The sequence below is a fragment of the Halobacillus ihumii genome (genome assembly GCF_902726645.1).
GTDB classification, from domain to species: Bacteria; Bacillota; Bacilli; order Bacillales; family Halobacillaceae; genus Halobacillus_A; species Halobacillus_A ihumii.
In genome coordinates this window covers 2,065,421-2,091,352 of the sequence record NZ_CACVAO010000001.1, presented here as the reverse complement: position 1 = coordinate 2,091,352, position 25,932 = coordinate 2,065,421, and the positions used below count along the sequence as shown (strand labels likewise).

Here is a 25,932-nt window from a genome sequence, read left to right as displayed (position 1 = left end):
AGCATGTGAGTGAACTATGGAATGACCGTACCCCACCCCATAATATCGAAGCAGAACAAGCGGTGCTCGGGGCGGTTTTTTTGGAACCGGAGGCTATGTCCACGGCCGCTGAATACTTGCTGCCTGAAGATTTTTACAGAGCAAGTCACCAGCGCATTTTTGAAGTGATGCTTACTTTATCTGATCGTGGCGAACCTATTGATCTTGTGACAGTGACCACGGCGTTATCAAATAATAAAGTGTTAGAAGAAGTTGGCGGTGTCTCCTATTTAAGTGATATCGCAAACTCTGTGCCAACGGCAGCAAATGTCGGCTACTATACGAAAATTGTTAGTGAGAAGTCGACATTAAGGGGATTGATTCGTACCGCGACGGATATCGTTACGAGCGGATTTGCTGAAGAAGAGAATATAGAGGATGTTTTAAATTCAGCAGAAAAAGATATTCTTGAAGTGTCCAGCAGAAAGAACTCTGGAGCATTTAAAAGTATTAAAGATGTGCTAATCGATGTATATGACAATATTGAAATGCTTCATAACAATGATGGAAACGTAACAGGAATTCCAACCGGCTATCGGGACCTTGATCAAATCACCTCGGGATTCCAGCGAAATGATTTGATTATAATCGCTGCCCGCCCTTCCATGGGTAAAACAGCGTTTGCTCTTAATATAGCTCAGAACGTAGCTGTACACACGGAAGAAAACGTGGCTATTTTCAGTCTTGAAATGGGTGCTGACCAACTCGTCTCACGTATGCTATGTGCTGAGGGGAATATTGACGCTCAGCGTTTGCGGACAGGGCGTATGGAATCTGACGATTGGAACAAGCTGACCATGGCAATGGGAAGTTTGTCTAATGCGGGGATTTATATCGATGATACACCAGGGATACGGGTGAGTGAAATCCGCTCCAAGTGCCGTCGGCTCAAGCAAGAACATGGTCTAGGCATGATTTTGATTGACTACCTGCAGCTTATTCAAGGAAGCGCCAATTCTAAAGAAAACCGTCAACAGGAAGTATCGGAGATTTCCCGTTCCTTAAAAGGGTTGGCTCGTGAGTTGAATGTTCCTTTGATTGCATTATCCCAGTTATCACGTGGTGTGGAATCAAGGCAGGATAAGCGTCCGATGATGTCCGACCTGCGTGAATCAGGCTCAATTGAGCAGGATGCCGATATTGTTGGATTTCTGTACCGTGATGATTATTATGATCAGGAGTCAGAAAACCAAAATATTATTGAAATAATAATATCTAAACAACGTAACGGTCCCGTTGGCAATGTGGAACTCGCCTTCGTAAAGGAATATAACAAATTCGTTGACCTTGACAGAAGATACAGTGACGCCGACGTACCACCGGCCTAAACGCTATCCTTTTTTTACCACCTCAGGTCATCCAATTTATGGATGACCTGAGGTGGTTTTTTGTGTTTTATATGTGTCTAAACAATAGTAAGGCTTCTGAGTTATTCATACTCAGAAGCCTGAAATATATTCATCACAGCTCGTCACGCCTTCTGTAAGAAGTTACGCCGAGTGTGTATGAATCAATAAGACGTAAGCCATTTATCAATGATATGGGCAACTCCGTGTTCATCATTGGACTTTGTTATACAGTCGCCGGCTTTTTTCACTAAATCATGGGCATTTGACATTGCTGCACTGTGGCCAGCGGCTTCGAACATGGACAGATCATTAGGACTGTCTCCAATTACACCAGTATCTTGCAGGGAGATGCCTTTATAATCCGCTAATCTTCTCAATGCGTTGCCCTTTGAAGCATCCTTATGCTCAAGTTCGAAGTTATGAAGAGAAGAGCTGACTAACGTTAAATGGTCGTGTTCCTCGAACTGACGCCAGCCTGTGGTGAGTTTATCCTGATCAAACGAAAAAGCGAGCACATTGTAGAGCGGAACATCGGCCGCCAGAATTTCTTGATATGATTCAACATGCAGAAACCCTTGCTGTCCAAATTGTTTGTTCATGGCCAGCTTTAAATCGGAAATATCTGCTTTTGGATTGGCACTCCTAATCCTATCAAGTTCGATATTGAGCAGTTCCCGGCCATTCTGTGGAGTAAGGATTGCTGAATCACTGAAGACCTCATAATAGAATTCCTCCTGTTCAAGCCACTGTAATATCTCTTTCCCATCTTTAGGATCAATGGAAGTAGCGTCAAAGTATCCCCCATCAGGCTGATGCATGGTGGCTCCATTTGCTCCTATTACCCATGTGAGCAGTCCAGTATTTTTGAAAACTTCCCGCACATCGAATTCAGCTCGTCCCGTAGCAATGACAACTTCTATTCCTCTAGCTTGAGCCTTTTTAATCGCTGCAATATTTTCTTCACTGATGGAACTTTGACTATTTAAAAGAGTTCCATCCAAATCAATGGCAATCATTTTCATAGTTATGCCTCCTCCTCCGTTACGACCAACTCGACCTGGTGGGTGCTGAGAAGCTTCTGAAATTCAGTACTAGGTGTACGATCTGTAATCAGCAGGTCGATATCTTCTAAACTTGCATACTGGTAAAAATCGGTTATTCCTATCTTAGTATGGTCAGCAAGAACCGTAACCTGTTTGGCCTGTTCAAGCATTTTTCTTTTCACCATACCGTCTTCTTCATGAGCAATAGTTAAGCCATGCTCGGAGATCCCTACTACGCCAATGAAAGCATGATCGACGTAATATTTTGAGAGCCGGTCAATGACGGAGGTGCCATATAAAAAACGATGTTCCTTATGCAGCTGGCCACCGAGTAAATGAATCGTAACGTTTGCTTTATTTGATAAAATTTCTGCCTGGTTAATAGAATTTGTAATAACAGTACAGTCGATTTCTTTCATTTGATCTGCGCATGACTGAACAGTAGTTGAAGCATCTAATATCACTTTATCGCCATTCCTGATCAGTGAGGCTGCTTTTCGCCCAATATGGAATTTTTCTCCGGAATCAGTCCGAAGGCGATTGGAATAGTCCTTAATTTTGTTATGAATAGAAGGCGGGATGGCTCCCCCTCTTGTTCGTAAAATCGCTTGCTGTTCTTCGAGCTTTACGAGGTCTCTCCGGGCTGTATCACGAGAAACGTCAAAGAGTTCGCAGATTTTTTCTACTGAAATTCGTTTTTCATTCCTTAAGTAAGTAAGAATCTCAATAAGCCGTTCCTCTTGGTACATTGCAATCATCACTCCTTTGTAAGTTATTATAAGTAATTATGACATTTAGTTCAAGTGATATAAGTTATTATAAGTATATATAAGTAATAACAAGAAGTAGTATAATCGAACATTATTATTAAAATAATATATATTGTTCGGGTTTGCGTTGACGAATGAATAAAATATTGATAAACTGACCATGTATTTAATTTAAAAAGTAAATTTTATTGGCGGAGGTGCCATTATGTCTTCAGTAGTAGTTGTCGGAACCCAATGGGGCGATGAAGGTAAAGGTAAAATTACTGATTTTCTATCACAAAATGCCGAAGTTGTAGCTCGTTATCAAGGCGGAAACAACGCGGGGCATACCATTAAATTTGATGAAGTCACGTATAAATTGCATCTGATTCCTTCAGGGATCTTTTTTGGTGAGAAGATTTGTGTTTTAGGAAATGGGATGGTTGTCGATCCGAAGGCTCTCTTAGAAGAATTGAAGTACTTACATGATCGAGGAATTTCAACGGATAATTTGCGAATCAGCAATCGTGCACATATTATCCTTCCATACCACCTGAAACTTGATGCACTGCAGGAAGAAGAAAAAGGTGCCAATAAAATTGGAACAACACGAAAAGGAATTGGCCCAGCCTATATGGATAAAGCAGCCAGAACAGGGATTAGGGTGGCTGATCTTCTGGACAAAGAGAGTTTTCGTGAAAAGCTTGAACAGAATATAGCAGAAAAAAATCGTTTATTTGAAAAAGTATATGAAACAACACCATTTACTGTAGATGAAATACTAGATGAATATTACGAGTATGGACAAAAAATTAAAGAATACGTTTGTGATACATCAGTCGTCTTGAATGATAGCTTAGATGAAGGGCGGCGCGTTCTGTTTGAAGGGGCTCAAGGAGTTATGCTGGATATTGACCAGGGGACCTATCCATTTGTAACTTCCTCTAACCCTATTGCGGGCGGTGTCACAATTGGTTCAGGGGTAGGGCCTTCAAAAATCAAACACGTGGTCGGTGTTTCAAAAGCTTACACGACACGTGTGGGAGATGGGCCTTTTCCTACAGAACTGGATAATGAAGTGGGGAAACAAATTCGTGAAGTGGGCCGTGAATACGGAACAACAACAGGACGTCCGCGCCGAGTCGGCTGGTTTGATAGTGTAGTAGTTCGCCATGCGCGCCGAGTAAGCGGGATTACAGACCTTTCTTTAAACTCTATTGATGTCCTGACAGGAATTGATACATTAAAAATTTGTGTAGCCTATAAATATAAAGGTGAGATTATTAAGGAGTTTCCAGCTAGTTTGAAAGTGTTAGCTGAATGTGAACCTGTCTATGAAGAGATGCCGGGATGGAAAGAAGATATCACCGGAGCTAAAACGCTTTCTGATTTGCCTGTGAATGCTCGTCATTACTTGGAGCGTGTATCGCAGCTGACAGGTATTCCGTTGTCCATCTTTTCAGTTGGCCCTGACCGTTCCCAAACAAATGTTGTACGAAGTGTATATAGCGAATAGTATAATAGAAAGAATAAGCACGTCTCCCTCTTTAGGGGGGACGTGTTTTGTGTGAGGAAAGGAGCTTACTATGAAAAGAATAAGTGTTTATGCTGGATCAAAGCCTGGGAGTAACCCGGCATTTACAGAACAATCAAAGGTATTGGGTGAAGTTTTTGCCGAGAAACAAATCGAACTTGTATACGGTGGAGCTAAGAGTGGACTAATGGGGGAACTGGCTGACTCCATTTTAGCATCAGGAGGAAGCGTGACAGGTATTATGCCGACACCGCTTTTTGAAAAAGAAATTGCTCACCAAAAGCTGACTTCATTTATTGAGGTCAAAACCATGCATGAAAGAAAAGCTAAAATGAGCGAATTGGCTGATGGCTTTATTGCCCTTCCTGGAGGGTTCGGGACATTCGAGGAACTGTTCGAAACGATAACGTGGGCTCAAATTGGGTTGCACACGAAGCCCATTGCGCTGCTAAATACTGAGGATTATTATACTCCGCTCCTAAACCTGATTGATCATGCAATTCAAGCAGGATTTGTTGCCGAGTCTAACCGGAGCTTGATTTTACAAGCTGCTGAACCAAGAGGACTTATAGAGAAGATGCAAAGTTGGCTGAGAGAGAAATAGAGGGACTACCCTTCCAATTTCTCTTTTGAAAGGACTAATCAAAAAATCTATTGCTGTTTGTATAGCTCTATGATATGATAAATATCGTTGCCGTAAGAAACGGTCCGGTAGTTCAGTTGGTTAGAATGCCTGCCTGTCACGCAGGAGGTCGCGGGTTCGAGTCCCGTCCGGACCGCCATTTTACATAAAACTTCCTGTTTACTTTAAATTTTATATTATTATGGCTCGGTAGCTCAGTCGGTAGAGCAACGGACTGAAAATCCGTGTGTCGGCGGTTCGATTCCGTCCCGAGCCACTATTAAACAAACGCCCGTGAGCTGCTCACGGGCGTTTTTAGTATTTCTTATTATGAAACTATAGTTAGGAACCTACAATGGAGCCAGGTGGATTCAATTTTGGCTGCGTTAATTCGACAAAAACCCCTTTAGAGAGGACTATTTGCACCTTTTTATCGATCTGTGTAACATTTGCGCAATAATGATGGATAAATAACCCATTAATTTGTGTAAAAGTACACCTTTTGGGAATTTGATTACACCTTATAAGAGAATTTTGGAAGCAATATTATAAATTGTTTACATCTTTTAAATATCCTGTCGAATCATGTTTAGTTATGATACCTTGAAAAAGGTGTCAACTATATAAAAAAAGAGAGAGATAGAGATTTGATTTGGGGGAAAGGACCGTGAAACAGACGACTGGTATTTGGAAAAAAGTCGCCATAATGACTTTGCTTGGATTTGGTTTGAGCCTTGGGGCTACATCATATGCTGAAGGCAATCTGGAAACTATATACCACGTATATATGGGAGATAAACATGTAGGAGTAGTGGACGAAAAGGAAGTCGTTCAAACCTATATAGATCAACGCTTGGACCAAGCCCAGGAAGATCGTAATCATCTTCAGGTTACAACAGAAAGAGATATAGTGTACGTACCTGAAAAAATGTTTACACCTTCTCATGATAATGAAGAAGTTATGAATGTCATCAAAAACGATATCACTATTGTGGCCGATGCTGTGGCATTAACAGTCGGTGATCGAACTGTAGCTTATCTTCCAAGTGAAGATAAGGCCCAGAAAGCTATCCAGCAGTACAAAGCGCAATATGTTGATGAAGAGGTGCTTCGTAACTTAAAAGAGAGAAAAGAGAATGGTGAAGAACCGAATATTGATGATTCTACTATAATAGACGTTAAACTTACTAATGAGGTTTCAAAAAAAGAAGAAAAAGTGAAACCTGGGGAAGTTGTAACGGTAGAGGAAGCCGTGAATATTTTACAAAAAGGGACACCGGAAGAAACGCTTCACACTGTCGAAGAAGGTGAAGTACTTAGCGAAATATCTTCTAAGTATGATCTCTCCAAGGAGAAATTGTACGAGTTGAATCCTGAACTAAGTAAAGGGGAACCTTTACAGATTGGACAAGAACTGAATGTGACAGAGCTTGAACCGTTAACAAAGGTTCTCGTTACAGAAGAAGGGATCAAAGAGGAGACGATTTCTTACGAGACGAAGGTTGTTGAAACAGATGATCTTCGTAAAGGTGAAACAGAAGTAAAACAAGAGGGGCAGGAAGGAAAAAAGGAAGTTCATTATTCCTTAAAAGAGAAAAACGGTAATGTAATCAAAGAGAAAACATTGGATGAAGAAGTCATTACAGAACCTGTTAAAGAAATCATTCTAAAAGGAACGAAAGTGACACCATCACAAGGGACTGGAGAATTTGAATGGCCGGCTGTAGGCGGGACGATTACAAGTGAGCAAGGTTCAAGATGGGGCGACTTTCATAAAGGGATTGATATCTCTGGTGTGAGTGACCATACGATTAAATCAGCTGACAATGGAGTCGTTGTTTCAGCAGGAAGTGATGGCGACTATGGGAATAAGGTCGTGATCAATCATAACAATGGCTATAAAACCATTTACGCTCATTTAGCGTCCATTAGTGTAAGTCCAGGGGAAACTGTTGAAAAGGGAAGCGCGATCGGAGTTATGGGAACGACTGGAGATTCAACAGGGGTACACTTGCACTTTGAAGTATATAAAGATGGTTCCTTACAAAATCCCCTTTCATATTTTTAATAGACGAACCGCTATGTGCATCATAGCGGTTTTTTGTTTGTTTAGGATAATATAAATGTGTTTACTTAAGCTATGGACAAGTTTGAATGAAGTTAGCCGTCTTGAGCGCAAAGCGCTCAAGACACGCAAGAACAGCGCTTCTCCCTTATGCAGGGAGGTTATTTCAGTTGAAGTAAGACATTTGGCTGTAAATAAGTTAAAATAAGGGAAAGTATTGAAGTAGATGAAAAGGAAGTGACTAGTATGGCGCTAAAGATCTTAGTAGTAGACGATGAAAAGCCAATTGCAGATATATTGAAGTTTAATTTAGAAAAAGAGGGCTATGATGTGGTCTGCGCTTATGATGGGGATGAAGCCATTCAAAAAGCAGATCAAGAAGACCCTGATTTAATTTTGCTTGATATTATGCTGCCTCATAAAGATGGGAATGAAGTGTGTCGTGAGGTCCGTAAAAATCACACGATGCCGATTATAATGCTGACAGCAAAAGATGCAGAAATCGATAAGGTATTAGGCTTGGAGATGGGTGCCGATGACTATGTGACCAAACCGTTCAGTAATCGTGAGCTGATTGCCAGGGTAAAGGCTAATTTGCGCAGACATCAGCAAGAACCAGAGGATCAGTCTCAACAATCGAAAGACATTACGATCGGACGTTTAGCCATTCACCCTGATGCCTATACAGTCACTCGGGATGGATCCTATATTGAACTTACGCACCGTGAATTTGAATTGCTGCATTACCTTGCCCGTCATATTGGACAAGTGATGACTCGTGAGCATTTGCTCGAGACAGTGTGGGGGTATGATTACTACGGAGATGTACGTACAGTCGATGTTACGGTTCGTCGTCTTCGTGAAAAAATTGAGGAGAATCCGAGTAATCCAGCATGGATTGTGACTCGACGCGGGGTCGGTTACTATTTGAGAAACCCAGAGCAGGAGTAGGGTTATATGAAGAAAGTGAGCTTTTTTCAGTCAGTCAGACTGAAGCTTATTGTTGTTTATATTTTATTACTCCTGTTAGGTATTCAGGTGATTGGGGCATATTTTGTTGATAAGCTTGAGGAGCAGCTTAAGGATAACTTTACGAGTTCCGTCGAAGGGACGATTCGCTCTCTTACTTATAGCTTGCAAAATTCATTTCAATTAGAACGAGACGAAACAGATCCTAGTCTCAAGTCCGATGTCCAAAATTTAATTCAGGATTTTGACGAATCTGACATCCAAAAACTTCTGGTGGTAGATAGTAATGGACGTATCATTGCAGAACAAAATGAAGAGTTAAGAAATTCAAACGTTGGGAAGAAGGTTATTAATCCTCGAATCACCTCTGCTTTACAACTGCCCTCTTCCGATACTTCACCAGTTATGAGGCAGGATGGAGAAACGGGTAACCGCTTATTAGTAGGGGCAACTTCTATCCTTAGCAGTAACGAAGAACAAGCACTCGGTGCCGTGTTTTATCAAGCTGATATGAGTGAAGTTTATGAACAGCTTCAGACGATCAATAATATTTTTGCTACGGGGGCAGTGCTGGCTATTACAATTACTGCATTACTTGGAATTTTGGTCGCACGGACGATCACGAAACCTCTGTCTGCGATGCGAAGACAGGCTTTAGTCATGTCTACGGGCGACTTTTCACAAAAAGTAACGGTTCACGGAAACGATGAGATCGGACAATTAGGGATAGCCTTTAATGATTTAACGGATAAGTTAAAGTTATCTCAAGCCACCACCGAAGGAGAACGAAGGAAACTTAGTTCCGTCCTTTCCAACATGTCAGACGGGGTTATCGCAACAGATCGTTTAGGAGCTGTAACATTAATGAATGCTCCAGCGTCTAAACTGATTGGACAAAGCTTTGAAGAAGTCCAAGGGCAATCATTAATTGATATCTTGGACTTAACGGATCAGATCGGTGAAGTGTCAGAGATTGATTCCATTGGTTCAGTGATTATTGATTTGAGTGAGGAGGACCAGCACCTTCTATTAAAAGCTAATTTCTCTGTTGTACAAGACGAAAATGAAGAGATGAATGGCTTTATTACTGTACTTAGTGATGTAACTGAACAAGAAAAAGTAGAACAGGAGCGACGAGAATTTGTGTCGAATGTGTCACATGAACTCCGTACTCCGTTGACAACGATGAGGAGCTATATTGAGGCACTGACGGACGGTGCGTGGAAGGACGAAGAAATTGCACCAAGATTCTTAGATGTGACGCAAAATGAAACAGATCGAATGATTCGACTCGTCAATGATTTGCTCCAATTGTCGAAAATGGAGCGTAAGGAAGACACTGGATTATTTAAGGAAAAAGTCGATTTTGTCCCTTTCTTCGGACATATTATAGATCGCTTCGAGATGAATCGGGACGAAAATACGGCTCATCAACGTGAGCTTTCCAAGCAACACCTTTTTGTATGGATCGATAAAGATAAAATCACACAAGTTCTAGACAATGTGATTTCAAATGCGATTAAGTATTCGCCTGAAGGAGGAACCATTACCTTCCAAGCACAGCCTGTTAATAAACATCTTCAAGTGAGCATCTCGGATCAGGGACTAGGTATGCCTTCCGACACAGTCGATAAAATATTTGACCGCTTTTATCGTGTCGATAAAGCACGGTCGAGAGAAATGGGCGGTACAGGACTTGGACTAGCTATTGCCCGGGAAATAATTGAAGCCCATCATGGTGAAATATGGGCTAAAAGCCAAGAAGGTAAGGGGACCACTGTCTTCTTTACACTTCCGCTAATCAGTCAGAAGCGGAGGCGGAAAAAATGAAGTTTGAAACACTTAAGTCCATCATTTTATTAATTCTTATTTGTTTTAGTTTATTATTAACTGTCGGCTTATGGAATTATCAGCCTCTCACTGATGAGGTAGGTGAGGACAATGAAAATGTAGTAGATGAGACTACAATTGGCGGTAAGGAAGTTAAAATGTCTTCCTTAATTGCCCCTTCTCAGTTTGTATTTCATAGGAACGGAGCTCATTATTCTTTTGAAGATGGCAAAGATCGTGAGAATGCTTACAAGATCATGAAAAATTGGACGCTGTTTAATATTCACACAGTGGAAAACCGTGTTGTTCCTGAAGCGGCCAAAATGATGGAGGTTATTTTTCCGACGAATATACCTGCTCAGGCCATTAAAAACATCTTTACTCTTGGAGAACAGGATTTCGGTCCTTCTTCAGGTGAATTTAGGAGAATCTTTTTTTCAATTAATGACAATGGCAGTGTAGATGTCTTCTTTAAACCTGAATCGAAGGATGCTCTCGCATATGAGGCCTCACTTCGAAGCGAAAATATATATCAGCTGGAAAATTTAATTGCCACTACCGAAGGACTAAGGGAACAAGTTATGTTTACTGGCGATGGAGAGAAGCGAATATTTCTTCCAAAAGACAAGGTTGTAGTTCCTTGGCACATTCTGGATACTACTACAATTCCGGTTGCTCCTTTAAAGAACTCATTATTTGAAGATCCCTCCATTGTCGAGAGTTTCCCTGCTCCAAGAGTAGAACAAAGACTTACTGATTCCCTCAGTAATCTCGAGGTGATGATAGGCGGGAAACGAATGGTTTTTTCTAAGTTGCCTAGTGAGCCTTCTCCTCAGACTGCCATGAGTTCTTATGAGGTATTAGATAAGAGTATTAGCTTCATCAATGCGCATGAGGGGTGGACAGACACCTTCAGGCTAGGTGATTTGTCGACAGCGAACACGTCGATCACCTATTATATGTATCAAAAACATTTACCGGTTTTGGCAAGTGAAGATAACATTCATACCATTAAGGTAGATTATCAAAATGGTCAAGAGAAACGTTATACACGCCCATTGGTTCGTCTGGAACCCTCGATTAATAAATCAGATGGAACAGACACACTTTCATCAGGGGATAAAATTATTGCCCTTATTAATGAATCGCGCAAGTATAATAGTAAGCTCATTGAAGATATCGAAATCGGCTACAAGCTTGTACAGCAAAGTGGGGGATATGGGGGCTATTCCCTAATTCCTAAATGGTTTATCTTAGAGAATGGCAGCTGGAAAGAAGTCGAAGAATCATTCGCACGAGAAGGAGGGGTAGCTGGTGCAATGGGGGCAAATTAAAACGTTGTTCATCTTTAGTTTCCTTGTGCTCGATTTATTCCTTCTTCAACAATTTCTGGATAAGCAAACCAGTATTCAAACGATTGGAGATTCTCAATATGAAACGAGCTTAAGCAACGCAGATATAACCATTTCCAATAATGTACCAGAAGAAGCACCTACAGTAAGTTTACTCACTGCTTCTGCTGGTGACTTCACTGAAGAGCAGCTTGAGGTGATAAGTAAACTTGAGGGCCAGACGGCTAAAGTATATAATAAGAACCTTTTAGCCTCGACTTTAGATGAGCCTGTTGAAGTAACAGAAGAAACACTTGCAGGAGTTGTCAGCAAATATGTTCCATTTAGCAGCCAATATTCATTTTGGAACTTGAATGAAGAGCTGGGCAGGGCAGTTTTTTTCCAAAAGGCAAATTCTCGAACAGTGTATTATAACTCTGGCGGTGTGCTGATTGTTCATATTGAAAACGGCAAAATGACGGGCTATCAGCTTGTTCGCCTCAAGGTACTGAATCAGTCAGGGGAAGAGAAACAAGAATTGATAAACCCGTTGGAAGTGGTAGAACGGTTATATACGGATGGAGTTATAAATGGGGGAGACACAGTTACGGACATGTCGATTGGCTACTATTCAGCATATAGCTTAGACCCTGGGGGAAAAGCGAGTAAGCAATTATTCGCTCCTGTATGGAAAGTGACCATTAATGGTAATGACGATGCTTTTTATTCTGCTCTGGCAGCCAAGCCCATTTATTTACAACTTGATGAAAATGAGTTTATTCAAAAAACTATGAATGGCTTTGAAGAGATCAAGTCGGGGAATAGTCAAACCGTTATAACAAATAAAGGAGAAAACACTGAAGAATAAAGGGAGATGGAGTGTCTATATGACATTAAGACTTAGCGTACTAGCATCAGGAAGTACGGGGAATGCTTTTTATATAGAATCTGGAGAAGAGAAGATCCTGGTTGATGCTGGTCTTAGCGGGAAAAGGATTGAAGGGTTGCTGGAACAAGTGGATGTGGATCCGGCAGAACTGACCAGAATTCTGGTTACCCATGAACATAGTGATCATATCAAAGGCCTTGGAATCATGGCCCGCCGTTATAAGCTGCCTATTTATGCAAATGAAAAGACATGGAATGCAATGGAAGGACAACTTGGCAAGCTATCTGTTGACCAGAAATTCCACTTTAATATGGAAGAAACGAAATCATTTGGCGGAATTGATGTTGAGTCCTTTGCTGTTTCACATGACGCAGCAGAACCGATGTTTTATACATTTCGTAACAGCCGGAAAAAGGTGGCACTCGTTACTGATTTAGGGTATGTTTCTGAACGGATTAAAAAAACTGTTGAGGATGCTGATGCTTATATATTTGAATCCAATCATGATGTGAGTATGCTGCGCATGGGGCGCTATCCATGGAATGTAAAGCGGAGGATTCTAGGCGACTCAGGGCATGTGTCTAACGAGGATTCTGCTCTCGCTCTGTCTGATATATTAACTGATCGGACCAAACGGATATATCTAGCACATTTAAGTCTCGATAATAACATGAAGGATTTAGCCCGTATGTCCGTTAAGAATGTATTGGAAGAGCGTGGCTTTGAGGTTGGATCACGTATTGAGCTTCATGATACCGATCCGGCACAGGCCACACCAATTTATGAAGTATAGCAGGTTTTAAATGGGTTGGGATAAGGTAACAATAAGATAGGTAGAAGGAAAGCCGAAATGAAAGGAAAGGTGGAAAACGTGGGTTATTATGACGATCATTCACCAGCCAATCAGCGGCAAAAAGGTCGACGTCGCTTTGTTATGCCAACGATCGTTGGGGTCGTTCTTGGAGCAGTTCTCGTGCTGCTCGCTTTACCAGCGCTGGTCCAGACAAACATACTGCCATATAATATTACTCCAAATGAACAACAATCGGCTGAGGATGGGGGTACTCCCAATGAGGACCCCGCACAAACAGTCGAGTTAGATGTAACAAGCCAAATTACTAAAGTGGTGGAAGAAGTATCTCCTGCAGTTGTAGGGGTTATTAACCTCCAATCTCAGCAAAATTTCTGGGAGCAGAGAGGGGATCCTGAGCAGGCAGGGGCCGGATCAGGAGTTATTTATAAGAAAGAAGATGGCACTGCCTATGTAGTGACGAATTATCACGTCATTGAAGGGGCTAGCGAAATTGAAGTCGTTCTTTCCGATGGTACAAGGAAGAAAGCACAGCTGGTCGGCGGGGATGTATTTACTGATCTAGCAGTACTTAAGATGTCGAGTGAAAATGTGAAGAAAGTTGCTGAGTTTGGTTCATCTGACAACTTACAAGTAGGAGAACCAGCTATTGCAATCGGAAACCCTCTAGGCCTGCGATTTGCAGGATCCGTCACTAAAGGAATTATCAGCGGGAAACAACGGGCGATTCCTCAGGATTTTAATGGAGACGGCCAAAAAGACTGGCAATCAGAAGTTATTCAAACTGATGCAGCCATTAACCCTGGAAACAGCGGAGGAGCACTTATAAACATAGAAGGACAAGTCATTGGGATTAACTCCATGAAAATCGCTCAGTCAGCTGTAGAAGGCATTGGTTTTGCGATACCAATTGAAACAGTTAAACCGATCATCGCAGAGCTTGAGCAGTATGGACAAGTTAATCGGGCATTCATAGGAATCGAAGCCTACTCATTATCGCAAGTTCCAACTTCTGAATGGCGAAGCACTTTGAATTTACCTGAAGATGTGGATGGCGGCTTATACATTCGAAGTATTACGAGAATGTCACCTGCCGATAAAGTTGGATTAGAACCACTTGATGTCATTACAGCGGTCGATGGTGAGCCGGTAGAAGATATTATCGACTTACGCAAGTATCTTTATAAACAGAAAGACCCTGGTGATGAAATGGAAATCACATATTATCGGGACGGAGAAAAGAATACGGTTACTGTAACGTTAGGTTCCCAGCAATAAAAATGAGGGCGCATGCATTGATCATATCAATGCATGCGCCTTTTTAAGCGGAAGTCATACACACTTATCCACAGCATGTTGATAAATCTATGGATAAATAGCATATATGGTAGCGAACATATATACTACTACCATATAGACTTTAAGTTATGCACAGGCGTGGATAAAATCAGGGGATAACTTGTTCATAGCCTAGGAAAACCTGTTAGTAAAAGCCAATTAACATAGGGTGTGTATAAGTCTGTGGACAATTGTGGGTAACTATTTTCGTTAGTCCTTCTTTCCACATGTGAATAACAGTGGTGGCGCAGTATTAGCGTTTATCCACAATACCTGCTAGTTAATCACATATCATTGAAAACATATGTTCATCCATCCATACACATGAGCTGGTTTTACTAACGACATACGAGAAATGTCTATTAGGGCCTTCATGTTGTGCACTTGATATAGAAATCACTCTGAAATTAAATGCTGCGATCAAAAAGATGTTCGGAAATAAGTTTATTTCGTACAATGGTGGAAATGAGGGAGGAATTACATATGATCGATTTACGAAGTGATACAGTAACAAAACCAACGCAAGCAATGAGAAAAGCTGCCTTTGAAGCCGAAGTAGGAGATGATGTATATGGCGAGGATCCTACGGTTCACCTGTTAGAGGAAATGGCTGCGAAACTTCTTGGTAAAGAAGCCGCTTTATTTGTGACAAGCGGAACACAGGGAAATCAGGTGGCGGTGTTAACACATTGTCACCCAGGTGATGAAGTACTGCTTGAGGCAAATTCCCATCTATTTTTATATGAAGGGGCCTCCATGTCTGCATTGGCTGGTGTTCAGCCTCGAACCATTCATGGTAACCGCGGAGCGATGGACCCAGAAGAGGTGCGGGCTGCTATCCGTCCAGAGGATATTCATTTTCCAGAAACCGGCCTTATTTGTATAGAGAATACCCATAATAAAGCCGGAGGAGCTGTTGTACCACTTGAAAATATGCAGGCCATTTATGAAGTGGCTCGCGAGCGCCAGATCCCTGTACACCTGGATGGAGCGAGGTTGTTCAATGCGTCAGTGGCGTCAGGTATATCACTTGAACATTATGCAGCTCAGGCGGATACGGTTCAGTTTTGTTTATCAAAAGGGCTCGGCGCTCCAATGGGTTCAATCATATCCGGCTCTTATGAATTCATTAATAAAGCTCGAAAATGGCGCAAGCGTCTGGGAGGCGGCCTGAGGCAGGTGGGTATGGTTGCAGCACCTGGATTAGTAGCTTTATCCGAAATGGTTGATCGATTAGCGGAAGATCACGAACACGCCCGACAACTCGCTGAAGGACTTGACCAAATTGGTGGTCTAAGTTTGGAAGGGCAAGTAGAGACCAACATTGTTCTGGTTAATGTAGCTGGCCTAGGAAAGTCAGCTGATGAATTCCTGACCGATTTAAAGAGTATCGATGTATTAGCAGTTCCATTTGGACCTGAAACAGTAAGATTCGTAACAAACTATGATGTGAGTGCAAAAGATATAGAATCTGTTCTAAAGCGTGTGAAACAATTATTTTCAGATCGTTAAATTTTATGATAAATTCCGCCATTAATAGTCACAATTCAAATTTTTCCACGAAAAATGTAGTATACAAGAAACTTTTTGTCTTCAACTTAGGTCTAATTAGTGAAATAGGCTCTCAAGTTCATCAAGGCCACCGGATGGTCAGATTTAGGTATAACAGGCATTAGAAAACATGGTACAATATCTGTATAGACAAGCAGCTTTAAATGACTTGTTTCAAACGTTTTGGGAAACCATTAGACAAAATATGAGAGCTGTACACTTTCTCCTTCAAAAGCAGTATACAGTTTTTAAAAACGTGTACATTAGGAGTATAACCATGAGAGAACGTGAGTCTAATGTGTCGAGGCTTCCCGCTAATTTCTCTAAAAGAAAGAAGGATTCCCTATGTGCGGATTTATTGGGGTATTACACAACAAAGGAAATCAAGTTAATCAGGAATATGAACAACAATTTAGTAAAAAGAATAATTTTATTAAGCATCGTGGCCCTGATGATGAAGGGTATTACCATGATGAATATATCTCACTTGGATTTCGGCGCTTAAGTATCATTGATATTGAGAGTGGTCATCAACCCTTTCACTTTGAGAATGATCGCTACTGGATGGTCTTCAACGGTGAAATTTATAACTATGTAGAACTTCGCGAGCAGCTGAGGAACAAAGGTTATACCTTCGAAACAGAATCGGACACAGAAGTGATTGCAGTCCTATTCCAGGATCAGAAGGAACAAGCCTTTAGTAAGCTGCGGGGCATGTTCGCTATTTTAATTTGGGACAAGGAAACGAATACTTTGCACGGGGCACGTGACCCGTTTGGCATTAAACCATTGTTTTATACAAAGACAGACGATGCTTTAAGTTTTGCATCTGAGAAGAAGAGTCTGGCTGAAGCAGGCGGCAAGGTAGATACTGAGGCTTTGCAGCACTATTTAAGCTATCAATATGTCCCTGAACCGATGACATTAACGGAAGGCGTTCAAAAACTGGAACCGGGTCATTATTTTGTAAAAACTCCAGATGAGCCGCTTGTCATTGAGCGTTATTTCCATGCTACATTCCAACCCGTTCTTACGGATGAGAATCGGATGATTTCACAAATTCAGGATGCGTTATATAATTCTGTCGATGTTCACATGCGAAGTGATGTTCCTGTAGGTTCATTCCTATCTGGCGGTATCGATTCATCGATCATCGTGGCGATCGCCAGAGAATATAATCCAGACATTAAAACGTTCTCTGTAGGATTTGAGCGTGAAGGTTATTCAGAAGTTGACGTAGCAAAAGAAACAGCAGATAAACTTAACGTAACCAATCATTCATACATCATCACACCTGAGGAATACGTTCAGAAGCTGCCTAAAATTATGTGGCACATGGACGATCCATTAGCAGATCCGGCCTGTGTACCGCTTTATTTTGTTGCTCGAGAAGCAAGAAAGCACGTCACGGTCGTTTTATCCGGTGAAGGGGCAGACGAGCTTTTCGGCGGCTATAATATTTATCGTGAATCGGAGTCATTGAAGGCATTTGATTCAATGCCGCCTGTTGTAAAAAAAGCCCTGCAAAAAGTAGCGCATATGCTGCCTGAAGGCGTCCGGGGCAAGAGCTTCCTTGAGCGTGGTACCACGCCATTGAAGGATCGTTATATTGGCAACGCGAAAATGTTTGAAGAACGTGAGAAGGAAAATTTATTGAAGCAATTTTCCAAGGACAGTACGTATCAATCATTAACGAAGAGTCTGTATGAAAACGTTGAGAATGATCATCCTGTTCACCAAATGCAATATGTTGATATTCATACATGGCTGCGTGGAGACATTTTACTAAAAGCAGATAAAATGACGATGGCGAACTCACTGGAACTGCGTGTTCCTTTCCTCGATAAGGAAGTGTTTAACGTAGCTCGCGAGCTACCGGTTGCAAGTAAGATTGCTGACGGTACAACGAAGTCCATTTTACGCAAAGCATCCCGCGGAATTGTTCCGGATCACGTGCTGGATCGTAAAAAGCTCGGCTTCCCTGTACCGATTCGCCATTGGCTGCGGAATGAATTGTATGACTGGGCGAAAAAACTGATTGTTACAAGTGAAACAGACCATCTCATTCATAAATCAGTCGTCCTTGATTTGCTGGAGGCACACGTTCAGCAAAAAGGGGATTACTCCAGAAAAATATGGACGGTACTCGTGTTTATGCTGTGGCATCAGATCTATGTAGAAGGCGTATATTCTTTTGAAGAGCTGCAGAAAGAAGATGAGACGGAAAGTAAAGTACTTGAACAGATGGTAATGGTTTGATTTTTGAAAATAACTTCCTTATAAGGTCAGCTCCACTTCCATATGGAGCTGACCTTATTTTGTCATCAGTTAAGCTGACAGCCTCCTTTATAACTAAATGGCGTAGACTACTTAAAAAAGAATGAAGGTTCTAAAAAGGAATAGAACTCGTACAAGTAGTATAGAGTGTATTAAAGAACGGAGGCTTAAATAAAAGATGAAAAAAAGATTTGTGCTGTGGACGGCTGTTCTTTTCCCGATTTATGCCTTTCTCGTCTATCTTTATTTGTTCCACATAGCTGGTACAGGAGTGCCGGCTGCCTATCAAGGCACAGCAGCCGACCCATCTACCTTTATGACAACGAAGGAACTAGAATTGAGTCAAGAATTCTCAAGATATAAGGATTTCTTATTTTTTATTGGAATTCCTTTAGAAGCACTGATTTATTTAGGTGTACTTGTTTTTGGCCTTTCCTCCATTTTTAAGCGATTTGGTGAAGGAGTTTCCCGGTTTTCCATCATTAAAATCCCTATTTATGTATTACTATTGTCCGCATTTACATGGATTCTTACATTTCCGATCGATTACGCTGAACGCAAGCTTTCAGTAACATACGGCATTTCAACGCAAAGTTTTTCAAGCTGGATGCAGGATCTGCTGTTAAGTTTCTGGATCGGGACATTGATCATGACTATTCTCATCACTGTTTTATACTGGCTGATGAATCGCTTTACGAAACGCTGGTGGCTCTATGCCTGGTTCCTTCTTATCCCTTTCTTTATCTTTATGATGTATATTCAGCCTGTCGTGATTGATCCGCTTTACAATGACTTCTCCAGATTAAATGATCCGATGTTAGAGGAAAAGATCCTTAATCTTGCGGATGAAGCTGACATTCCTGCTGAACGTGTGTACCAGGTCAATATGTCTGAAGAAACAAACGCTATGAATGCTTATGTAAATGGGATCGGTTCGAACCTGCGCATTGTACTTTGGGATACGACCTTAAATAACCTGAAGGATAAAGAAGTTTTGTTCATTATGGCACACGAAATCGGCCATTATGTGATGGACCATCTTTATTTAAATCTAGCGGCTGTCATTTTTTCCAGTCTGATTGGTTTGTACATTGCCTATCGAGTTCTTCATGTAGTTGTTCGTAAATGGGGAGCAGGCTGGGGTGTGAAACATGTGGCTGATATATCCTCACTGCCTGCATTGTTTATCATCTTATCCTTGTTGTCCTTTGCGTCAAGTCCAGCTGAATTAGCCATTTCGCGTGGAGCTGAAAAAGCAGCAGACCAGTACGCTATCGAGATGACCGAGGATCCAAAAGCAGCAGTAGGCTCTTTTCAAAAATTAACCGTTAATGGCTTAAGTGACGTGAATCCGCCCGCTCTCGTCAAGTTTTTCAGATATGGCCATCCAACGATGATGGAGCGGATTTCCATGCTTGAGGAGTATAAGGAGTGAGATGTCTGGGAGTTTGCCCTGGGGATTGTCCTGTAACTTCATGGGATTGTTCCGCTTCTCAGGAGGATTGTTCCCGTACTCGGCATGATTGTTTCTTAACGGGGGAAGATTGTTCCCGTACTCAACATGATTGTTCGCTAACCCAAATAGATTGTTCTTTAACTCAAATTATGAAAGGTTCTCCGGCCACATGGTACACTAAGGGTAACCATTTTTTTACGGAGGATACGACATGAAAATTACTATCATAACCGTTGGGAAACTAAAAGAGAAGTACTTGAAACAAGGCATCCAAGAATACGTAAAACGACTTGGCCCTTACGCTAAAGTTGATGTTATAGAAGTTGCAGATGAAAAAGCTCCCGAAAACTTAAGCGAAGCGCAAATGCTTGAAGTGAAGCAAAAAGAAGGGGAGCGGATTCTGAGCAAAATCAATCCGGATAGCTATGTTATAACGCTGGAAATCGATGGCCAGCAGCTGACATCGGAGAAACTTGCCAAAAAAATGGACGACCTTGCTACCTATGGTAAGAGCAAGATCGCCTTTGTCATTGGCGGATCACTGGGGTTGAGTGATGAAGTTATGCAGCGAAGGGACTTCGGACTTTCGTTTTCTAAAATGACGTTTCCTCATCAGTTGATGCGGCTGGTGCTGGTGGAGCAAATTTATCGGGCTTTTAAGATTAATCGAGGAGAACCGTACCATAAGTAAATGATGTCTTTTTAATGATAGAACCGGGTCAATTTAATAACACCTAGCACCAAACTATTATTTTATACGGAGTAGTTTGAGCTGGGATACTTTTTGTAGAGGAGCCATAGATAACAATTAGATTTCGATTGGCAATTTCTTTTGAAAATGCTTGCCCATTCGGTAACCTTATTAGAGTAAATGGGGATACATGTAACTTTAGTTGGCCATCACTGCTCACCAACTGGCTGTTAAAAAATTCTACTTTTACATTTTGTGGCGAACTGTGTTTTACCATGACAAGTGCACGGTATTGTGGTGGATAGATTAATGGAACCGGGGCACTCCCATCATAATATCCCGTTACTCTGTCACCAACCGCCACCATAGCTTGATCGACAAAGTAAGTTGTAGACGCAACAACGAAATTAACAATTCGTCCCAATCCGTTTTCAACAGTTAGTAATTTATAACAACCTTCTCCTTCTCCATCTGCTCCAACTATAAAATCACTAATCGCAGTGATGACACCGTGAAAAGAATAAAAACTTATCATATTCAAAAGTCCTCCCAATTAGAAACATTGGAAAAAAACGGATCCTGTTTGGATTTATTTATATGATAAATCCAGCCACTTCTTCTCCAAAGGAATCCAACAATGGTGTTTCTCCCTTTTAATTTATGTGTAATTACCCATTCGGTGAATGTTAAGCCGGAACAGCTTTCTTTATAAAAAAAGAGAGGGAAGCACAAACGGCTCTCCTCTCCTATAAGGGGTAACGTCAGGAAAATGCGGATTTACAACGTTAAGGATTTTAAAAGATAAAAAAAGCTTAATTCCTCAGTATTTTAGTGAGAAATTAAGCTTTTGATTTTCAACAAACGCGCCCGTTCGTAATATAAGGTTAGCCAGATTTTTTACTGGTTGACCTTTTTTAATATGGTCTTATTATTAACGGTAGTCGGGGTAGAACGTAGCGCCCGTGGGGCTAAGATCCCGTCCGCAAAACTGTTCACCCCCTACTTGTATAAACGTGTTTCAGGCTGGTTGGGACAATGATCCCGTTTAACAAGCGAACCTACGACGTTACAAGAAGCCTTAGGGGATACCGACATTACGTACATTTAAAGGAGGAGAAATCGTATGAATCCAGTCATTGGTCTGGATGTTGCCAAAGGGGAAAGTCAGATTCAAGCGTTTTTAGATAAGGGAGAGCCTTATCGTAAAAGTTTTAGTATCCTGCATAATGTTAAAGAGCTTAATAAATTTCTTGACTTCTTAAAGGAGATTGAGTCTCTAGCTGGGGGAAAACCTTCGGTTATTTTGGAATCGACTGGACACTACCATACTCCTATTATTCAATTTTTAGAGGAACAACAATATATGTATATTATTGTTAATCCATTGATTGCACATCGAGCGAAAAGTTCAAGTTTGCGAAAGGTGAAAACAGATGCCATAGATGCCTACAACCTGTGTGAGCTTTATTATAAAGAGGAACTGGAACCTAGTAAGAAAAGAGGGATCCGCCTCTTAAACCTTCGTAATCTAACAAGACAGCACGAAACTATTTCAAGTGTAGCAGCACAAACCAAACTACAACTTCAATCGATATTGGACCAAGTATTTCCTGAATATAGAGGAGTATTTGTGAACCTGTATTCAAAAGTTTCTTTACAGGTACTTTTAATATTTCCAACATCGAAATCAGTTTTAAGTGTCACTGGACCTGTCTTAGCAGATAAAATAGCTTCACTATGTAAGAGTCGTTCAGATAAATGGGCTAAGGAAAAGGCAAAAAAGCTACGAGATGCAGCAATTCGTAACCCATTTCAAAATAACTTGTATCAAAGTCATATTATTAACCTAGAAATAATGATAAATATTGTTCTTCAATACCAAGAGCATCTATCAAAGTTAGCTGCTGAAATAGATGCCCTTGCCAAAGAAGTTGAAGAATATGAATTAATCCAATCTATCCCAGGTATCGGAGAAAAAATTGCGGCAACGATAATTTCTGAAATTGGTGAGATAGAAAGGTTTAATCATCCCAAAAAGCTCGTTGCATTCACTGGAGTCGATCCTAGTGTGTACTCCTCTGGTAAGTTTACAGCTTCCGTAAACCGTATTACCAAAAGAGGATCTAGCAGATTAAGACAAGCTCTATTTATGGCTGTTCAATGCGGAATACGAGACGCTCGTAAAAAGAAAACAAGCGTGGAAATCATTCCACGTAATAAAAGATTAAGAGAATTTTACGATAAGAAACGCGATGAAGGTAAACCTTTTAGAGTAGCGATCATCGCTTGTGTTAATAAGCTTTTACATTGGATTTTTGCAATGCTTAAAAGTAATACAACTTTCCTAGATATAGCTTAAAAACTATATTAATCAATTTAAATACAAAATCTTCCAACCAGAGCATAACGGAAGGTTATTTGGCATGTTCATTTTTAGTATAGCATGGAAAACTTAAGATTTTTAATGAAAAATGTTGACAACTATTAGCTGGTTTTGAGGAAGATCATGGCAGATGGGCATGAGCGCTTTATCTATTATCAAATAAAAAATAAAGAGAGGCTGCATGATTAACAGCCCCCCTATACGATCGACGAATTATTTTTCTAAAAGCTTTAGAGATTCGCGATTGAATGCAGGAAGATCATCAGGTGTTCTGCTTGTTACAAGGTTTCCATCTACGATTACTTCTTCATCTTTTACAGTTGCTCCTGCATTTTCCAAGTCTTTTCTTACGGAAACAAAGCTTGTTAGCTCTCTACCTTTTAGTTGGTCTGTATTAACGAGAAACTGTGGACCATGGCAAATTGAAAATATGGGTTTATTATCTTGGAAAAATGTTTTCGCAAACTCACTATTCTTCGGATTAATACGTAGTAAGTCAGGAGAAAACCCGCCAGGTACGAGTAATGCATCATAATCGTTTGCATTTACTTCATCTATGCCTCTATCTGCTTGTATTTCGTCCCCATTTTTGCCATTGATGGTTTTTTTTGCTTCATTACTGATAATATCTACCGTATGCCCAGCTTCTTTGTAAGCTTTCACAGGATCAGTTAATTCAATTTCTTCTACCATGTCTGTTACAAGGACTGCAATGTGTCGACTCATATAGCACTTCCTCCCTTTATCATTCTCGAATATATTCTAGCAGACTGCCCATAACTTTATTAAGCAGTATGCTCATGAACTGTATTATACACGAACCAAATAACGATGCTCTAACTGACAGGCACTTGTTCCCTTCTACCTTATCGTGTTACATAAACGTGCACTACAATGGCATTTGGGAGCTGGTCTTTATTCCCCAACTGCGCCCGTTTGAGGAAGATTAAGGGTGTATTTCACCACACGCTAAAATTTGCTGTGGACAGTACTTTAAGAGACAGGAACATACATACACCAATAAAGATCTTCATTTCCATCCACATGGGTAGCGGAATGAATGCGAAAATGTTTAGTTTGGCCTTGCTCGTCATTTATCGAAATGAAACTTATTTTCTTCTGCTCGATGTGATGCTGTTCCCATAATTCTCGGAACAATTTGCTTTGCTGTTTCAGATCTACTAGTAGCTGATTTAGAATTGGGTCTTCGGGAAAGCGGTCATAAATGCCCCGAAAGACTGCAACCGAATAGGTTGAAAACTCATCCCAATTTTGAATACGATCCCGAATACTTCCCTCCAAAAATAGGAGTTGTAGTAAATACCGTTCTTCGAAAGCACACGAGGAAAACGGAAAAAGCATTGATTCAGCCTCACGATTCCAAAATATAACCTTGGAACGTTGATCCGTAATGAAGGATGGGAATGGTAAATTGTCAACTGTTGTTTGCAATGAATCATTATATTGTTCTTCAACCGGCAGTGATAATGTTTCATTATACGCTAAATTGAAAAGGTGTTCTTTCTCGTCAGGACTAAGCTGTAACGCCTGGCTGATATTCAATAAAACTTCCTGTGAAGGTTGAATGTCTTTTCCCTGTTCTAGCCATGTATAATACGTCACACTAACATGACTAAGATAAGCAACCTCTTCCCGGCGCAACCCCGGCGTTCTTCGTCGCCCCGAAGTCATGTGAATGCCAACTTCTTCAGGTTGAACTCGCTCTCGTCTGGACTTTAAAAATTGACCAAACACCTTGGAATGTACACTTTTCTGCATAAGACTTGATTCATTCCTTTCTTCATCGCATTACCAGTATAGCTTTCATTTTGCTTAAGATTAAATGATTTGTCCAACTTAACTGGTTGATACAGGTGTTTTAATATGGTCAACTTTTACATCCTGTTACTACCATTACTAGTATAAACATGCAGTGGTTGTAACCACGTTTATTCGTTAAGATAAAAGCATATCACAAATTAAAGGAGGACATTCTAATGACTTATAATCATGACATTCCAAAACGAAAGCTCGGGAATGAAGGGTTGGAGGTTTCCGCTATCGGACACGGTACGATGACCATGCCCGACAACCAATCTTCTGTTGATACAATTCGAGGAGCTTTGGATAATGGTGTCACTTTGTTTGACACCGCAGACCTTTACGGAAATGATGGTTATCTTGAGGCAAGGTTTGGAGATAATGAAAAGCTGTTGGGCAAGGCATTAAAGGGAAGGCGTGATGAAGCTGTAATCGCAACAAAATTTGGAATCACTCATAATCAAGGTTTTAAGGGGGATCCGGCTTATGTTAAAAAGTCCGTTGACGCTAGTCTGTATAGTCTCGGAATTGATTACATTGATCTCTACTATCAGCATCGGTATGACCCGAATGTTCCTATCGAAGAAACTATTGGAGCCTTAGATGATCTAGTTAAACAGGGTAAAGTTCGTTATATCGGCCTGTCAGAAGCGCCAGCTGATATCATTCGTCGCGCACATGCGGTACATCCGATTACCGCAGTGGAAACGGAATATTCCTTGTGGAGTAGAGATGTAGAAGACGAAGTTCTGCCGCTACTCAAAGAACTAGGAATTGGCCTCGTCCCATACAGTCCGCTAGGCAGGGGATTCTTGACAGGTCAGGTTAAAAAATTGGATGATCTCTCAAAGGATTACCCACAGGAAATGTATTCTCGTTTTCAAGGTGAAAACTTCACTAAAAATGTAGAGTTAGCCTCTCGCATAGAAAAAATGGCTATGCAAAAAGGATGTACGACTGCACAGCTTGCATTGGCATGGCTGTTGGCACAGGGAGATCAAATCGTCCCCATTCCAGGAACCAAGCGGTTAGAAAGAGTCAAAGAAAATCTTGAAGCCACTCAAATTCCCCTTACAAATGAAGACCTGGCGGAAATTGAACGTATATCACCGAAGGGAGCAGCCTTCGGAAGCAGGTTCTAATTGACTAATTTATTGCTTGAAATGCAAAAAGGCTTGGACTGT

At 41.0% G+C, this 25,932-nt stretch carries 21 protein-coding genes and 2 tRNA genes; 18 read left to right on the top strand and 5 right to left on the bottom strand.

Translation table 11 applies throughout. From position 1 onward, the window contains the following. Positions 1-5: 5 nt before the first annotated feature. On the top strand, positions 6-1,367 hold the full coding sequence (gene dnaB / locus G6R08_RS10325; RefSeq protein WP_163527896.1) for a replicative DNA helicase: 1,362 nt from the start codon (positions 6-8) through the stop codon (positions 1,365-1,367). A 182-nt stretch (positions 1,368-1,549) separates the two neighbouring features. Here dnaB and G6R08_RS10320 read toward each other — a convergent pair whose 3' ends face one another. After that, entirely contained in the window at positions 1,550-2,410 is an 861-nt protein-coding gene (locus G6R08_RS10320; protein ID WP_163527895.1) for a Cof-type HAD-IIB family hydrolase, read from the bottom strand. A gap of 2 nt (positions 2,411-2,412) precedes the next feature. Then, complete coding sequence (locus G6R08_RS10315; RefSeq protein WP_163527894.1) at positions 2,413-3,180, bottom strand: DeoR/GlpR family DNA-binding transcription regulator; 768 nt, start codon at positions 3,178-3,180, stop codon at positions 2,413-2,415. Between the two features lie 226 nt (positions 3,181-3,406). Here G6R08_RS10315 and G6R08_RS10310 point away from each other — a divergent pair, with 226 nt between their 5' ends. The 15 genes from G6R08_RS10310 to rlmH all read left to right on the top strand — a co-directional run bounded on the left by G6R08_RS10310 (position 3,407) and on the right by rlmH (position 20,544). After that, complete coding sequence (locus tag G6R08_RS10310) at positions 3,407-4,696, top strand: adenylosuccinate synthase (RefSeq protein ID WP_163527893.1); 1,290 nt, start codon at positions 3,407-3,409, stop codon at positions 4,694-4,696. A gap of 70 nt (positions 4,697-4,766) precedes the next feature. Continuing rightward, entirely contained in the window at positions 4,767-5,318 is a 552-nt protein-coding gene (locus tag G6R08_RS10305) for an LOG family protein (protein WP_163527892.1), read from the top strand. Positions 5,319-5,419: 101 nt separating this feature from the next. Further along, positions 5,420-5,496 (top strand) — tRNA-Asp (locus G6R08_RS10300). A gap of 44 nt (positions 5,497-5,540) precedes the next feature. Further along, a tRNA-Phe gene (locus tag G6R08_RS10295) sits at positions 5,541-5,613 on the top strand. Between the two features lie 390 nt (positions 5,614-6,003). Continuing rightward, positions 6,004-7,404, top strand: a complete 1,401-nt coding sequence (locus tag G6R08_RS10290) for a peptidoglycan DD-metalloendopeptidase family protein (protein ID WP_163527891.1) — start codon at positions 6,004-6,006, stop codon at positions 7,402-7,404. 243 nt (positions 7,405-7,647) lie between these two features. After that, positions 7,648-8,352, top strand: a complete 705-nt coding sequence (yycF, locus tag G6R08_RS10285; RefSeq protein ID WP_079529011.1) for a response regulator YycF — start codon at positions 7,648-7,650, stop codon at positions 8,350-8,352. A gap of 6 nt (positions 8,353-8,358) precedes the next feature. Continuing rightward, positions 8,359-10,200, top strand: coding sequence for a cell wall metabolism sensor histidine kinase WalK (gene walK, locus G6R08_RS10280; RefSeq protein ID WP_163527890.1), 1,842 nt, complete (start codon positions 8,359-8,361; stop codon positions 10,198-10,200). Next, positions 10,197-11,534: a YycH family regulatory protein gene (locus tag G6R08_RS10275; protein ID WP_163527889.1), complete on the top strand. Its 1,338-nt coding sequence runs from the start codon at positions 10,197-10,199 to the stop codon at positions 11,532-11,534. The genes walK and G6R08_RS10275 overlap by 4 nt, the downstream gene beginning before the upstream one ends. Next, the gene (locus tag G6R08_RS10270; protein ID WP_163527888.1) at positions 11,515-12,399 is read left to right on the top strand and encodes a two-component system regulatory protein YycI; all 885 of its coding nucleotides are present in this window, start codon (positions 11,515-11,517) and stop codon (positions 12,397-12,399) included. The genes G6R08_RS10275 and G6R08_RS10270 overlap by 20 nt, the downstream gene beginning before the upstream one ends. 19 nt (positions 12,400-12,418) lie before the next feature. Next, positions 12,419-13,213 (top strand): MBL fold metallo-hydrolase, encoded by a 795-nt coding sequence (locus tag G6R08_RS10265; protein WP_163527887.1) that lies wholly within the window; start codon positions 12,419-12,421, stop codon positions 13,211-13,213. A gap of 78 nt (positions 13,214-13,291) precedes the next feature. After that, positions 13,292-14,509 carry a S1C family serine protease gene (locus G6R08_RS10260; protein ID WP_275897954.1) on the top strand — a complete coding sequence of 406 codons (1,218 nt, stop codon included), beginning with the start codon at positions 13,292-13,294 and terminating at the stop codon, positions 14,507-14,509. A gap of 543 nt (positions 14,510-15,052) precedes the next feature. Beyond that, positions 15,053-16,081, top strand: a complete 1,029-nt coding sequence (gene ltaE, locus G6R08_RS10255; RefSeq protein WP_163527885.1) for a low-specificity L-threonine aldolase — start codon at positions 15,053-15,055, stop codon at positions 16,079-16,081. A gap of 384 nt (positions 16,082-16,465) precedes the next feature. After that, positions 16,466-18,379 carry an asparagine synthase (glutamine-hydrolyzing) gene (gene asnB / locus G6R08_RS10250; protein ID WP_163527884.1) on the top strand — a complete coding sequence of 638 codons (1,914 nt, stop codon included), beginning with the start codon at positions 16,466-16,468 and terminating at the stop codon, positions 18,377-18,379. A gap of 196 nt (positions 18,380-18,575) precedes the next feature. Next, on the top strand, positions 18,576-19,832 hold the full coding sequence (locus G6R08_RS10245) for a M48 family metallopeptidase (RefSeq protein ID WP_163527883.1): 1,257 nt from the start codon (positions 18,576-18,578) through the stop codon (positions 19,830-19,832). A gap of 232 nt (positions 19,833-20,064) precedes the next feature. Further along, the gene (rlmH, locus tag G6R08_RS10240; RefSeq protein ID WP_163527882.1) at positions 20,065-20,544 is read left to right on the top strand and encodes a 23S rRNA (pseudouridine(1915)-N(3))-methyltransferase RlmH; all 480 of its coding nucleotides are present in this window, start codon (positions 20,065-20,067) and stop codon (positions 20,542-20,544) included. Between the two features lie 43 nt (positions 20,545-20,587). Here the strand turns inward: rlmH and G6R08_RS10235 are convergent, their stop codons facing one another. Continuing rightward, positions 20,588-21,079, bottom strand: coding sequence for a hypothetical protein (locus tag G6R08_RS10235; protein WP_163527881.1), 492 nt, complete (start codon positions 21,077-21,079; stop codon positions 20,588-20,590). Between the two features lie 588 nt (positions 21,080-21,667). On the opposite strand from G6R08_RS10235, the gene G6R08_RS10230 reads away from it, so the two are divergent. Beyond that, positions 21,668-22,903 carry an IS110 family RNA-guided transposase gene (locus G6R08_RS10230; protein ID WP_163527880.1) on the top strand — a complete coding sequence of 412 codons (1,236 nt, stop codon included), beginning with the start codon at positions 21,668-21,670 and terminating at the stop codon, positions 22,901-22,903. A gap of 237 nt (positions 22,904-23,140) precedes the next feature. Here G6R08_RS10230 and G6R08_RS10225 read toward each other — a convergent pair whose 3' ends face one another. Together G6R08_RS10225 and G6R08_RS10220 are read right to left on the bottom strand one after the other, a co-directional pair. After that, positions 23,141-23,653 carry a type 1 glutamine amidotransferase domain-containing protein gene (locus G6R08_RS10225; RefSeq protein WP_010530576.1) on the bottom strand — a complete coding sequence of 171 codons (513 nt, stop codon included), beginning with the start codon at positions 23,651-23,653 and terminating at the stop codon, positions 23,141-23,143. Positions 23,654-23,920: 267 nt separating this feature from the next. Continuing rightward, positions 23,921-24,706, bottom strand: a complete 786-nt coding sequence (locus tag G6R08_RS10220) for a helix-turn-helix transcriptional regulator (protein WP_163527879.1) — start codon at positions 24,704-24,706, stop codon at positions 23,921-23,923. A 236-nt stretch (positions 24,707-24,942) separates the two neighbouring features. On the opposite strand from G6R08_RS10220, the gene G6R08_RS10215 reads away from it, so the two are divergent. Next, positions 24,943-25,890, top strand: coding sequence for an aldo/keto reductase (locus tag G6R08_RS10215; protein ID WP_163531277.1), 948 nt, complete (start codon positions 24,943-24,945; stop codon positions 25,888-25,890). Positions 25,891-25,932: the final 42 nt, after the last annotated feature.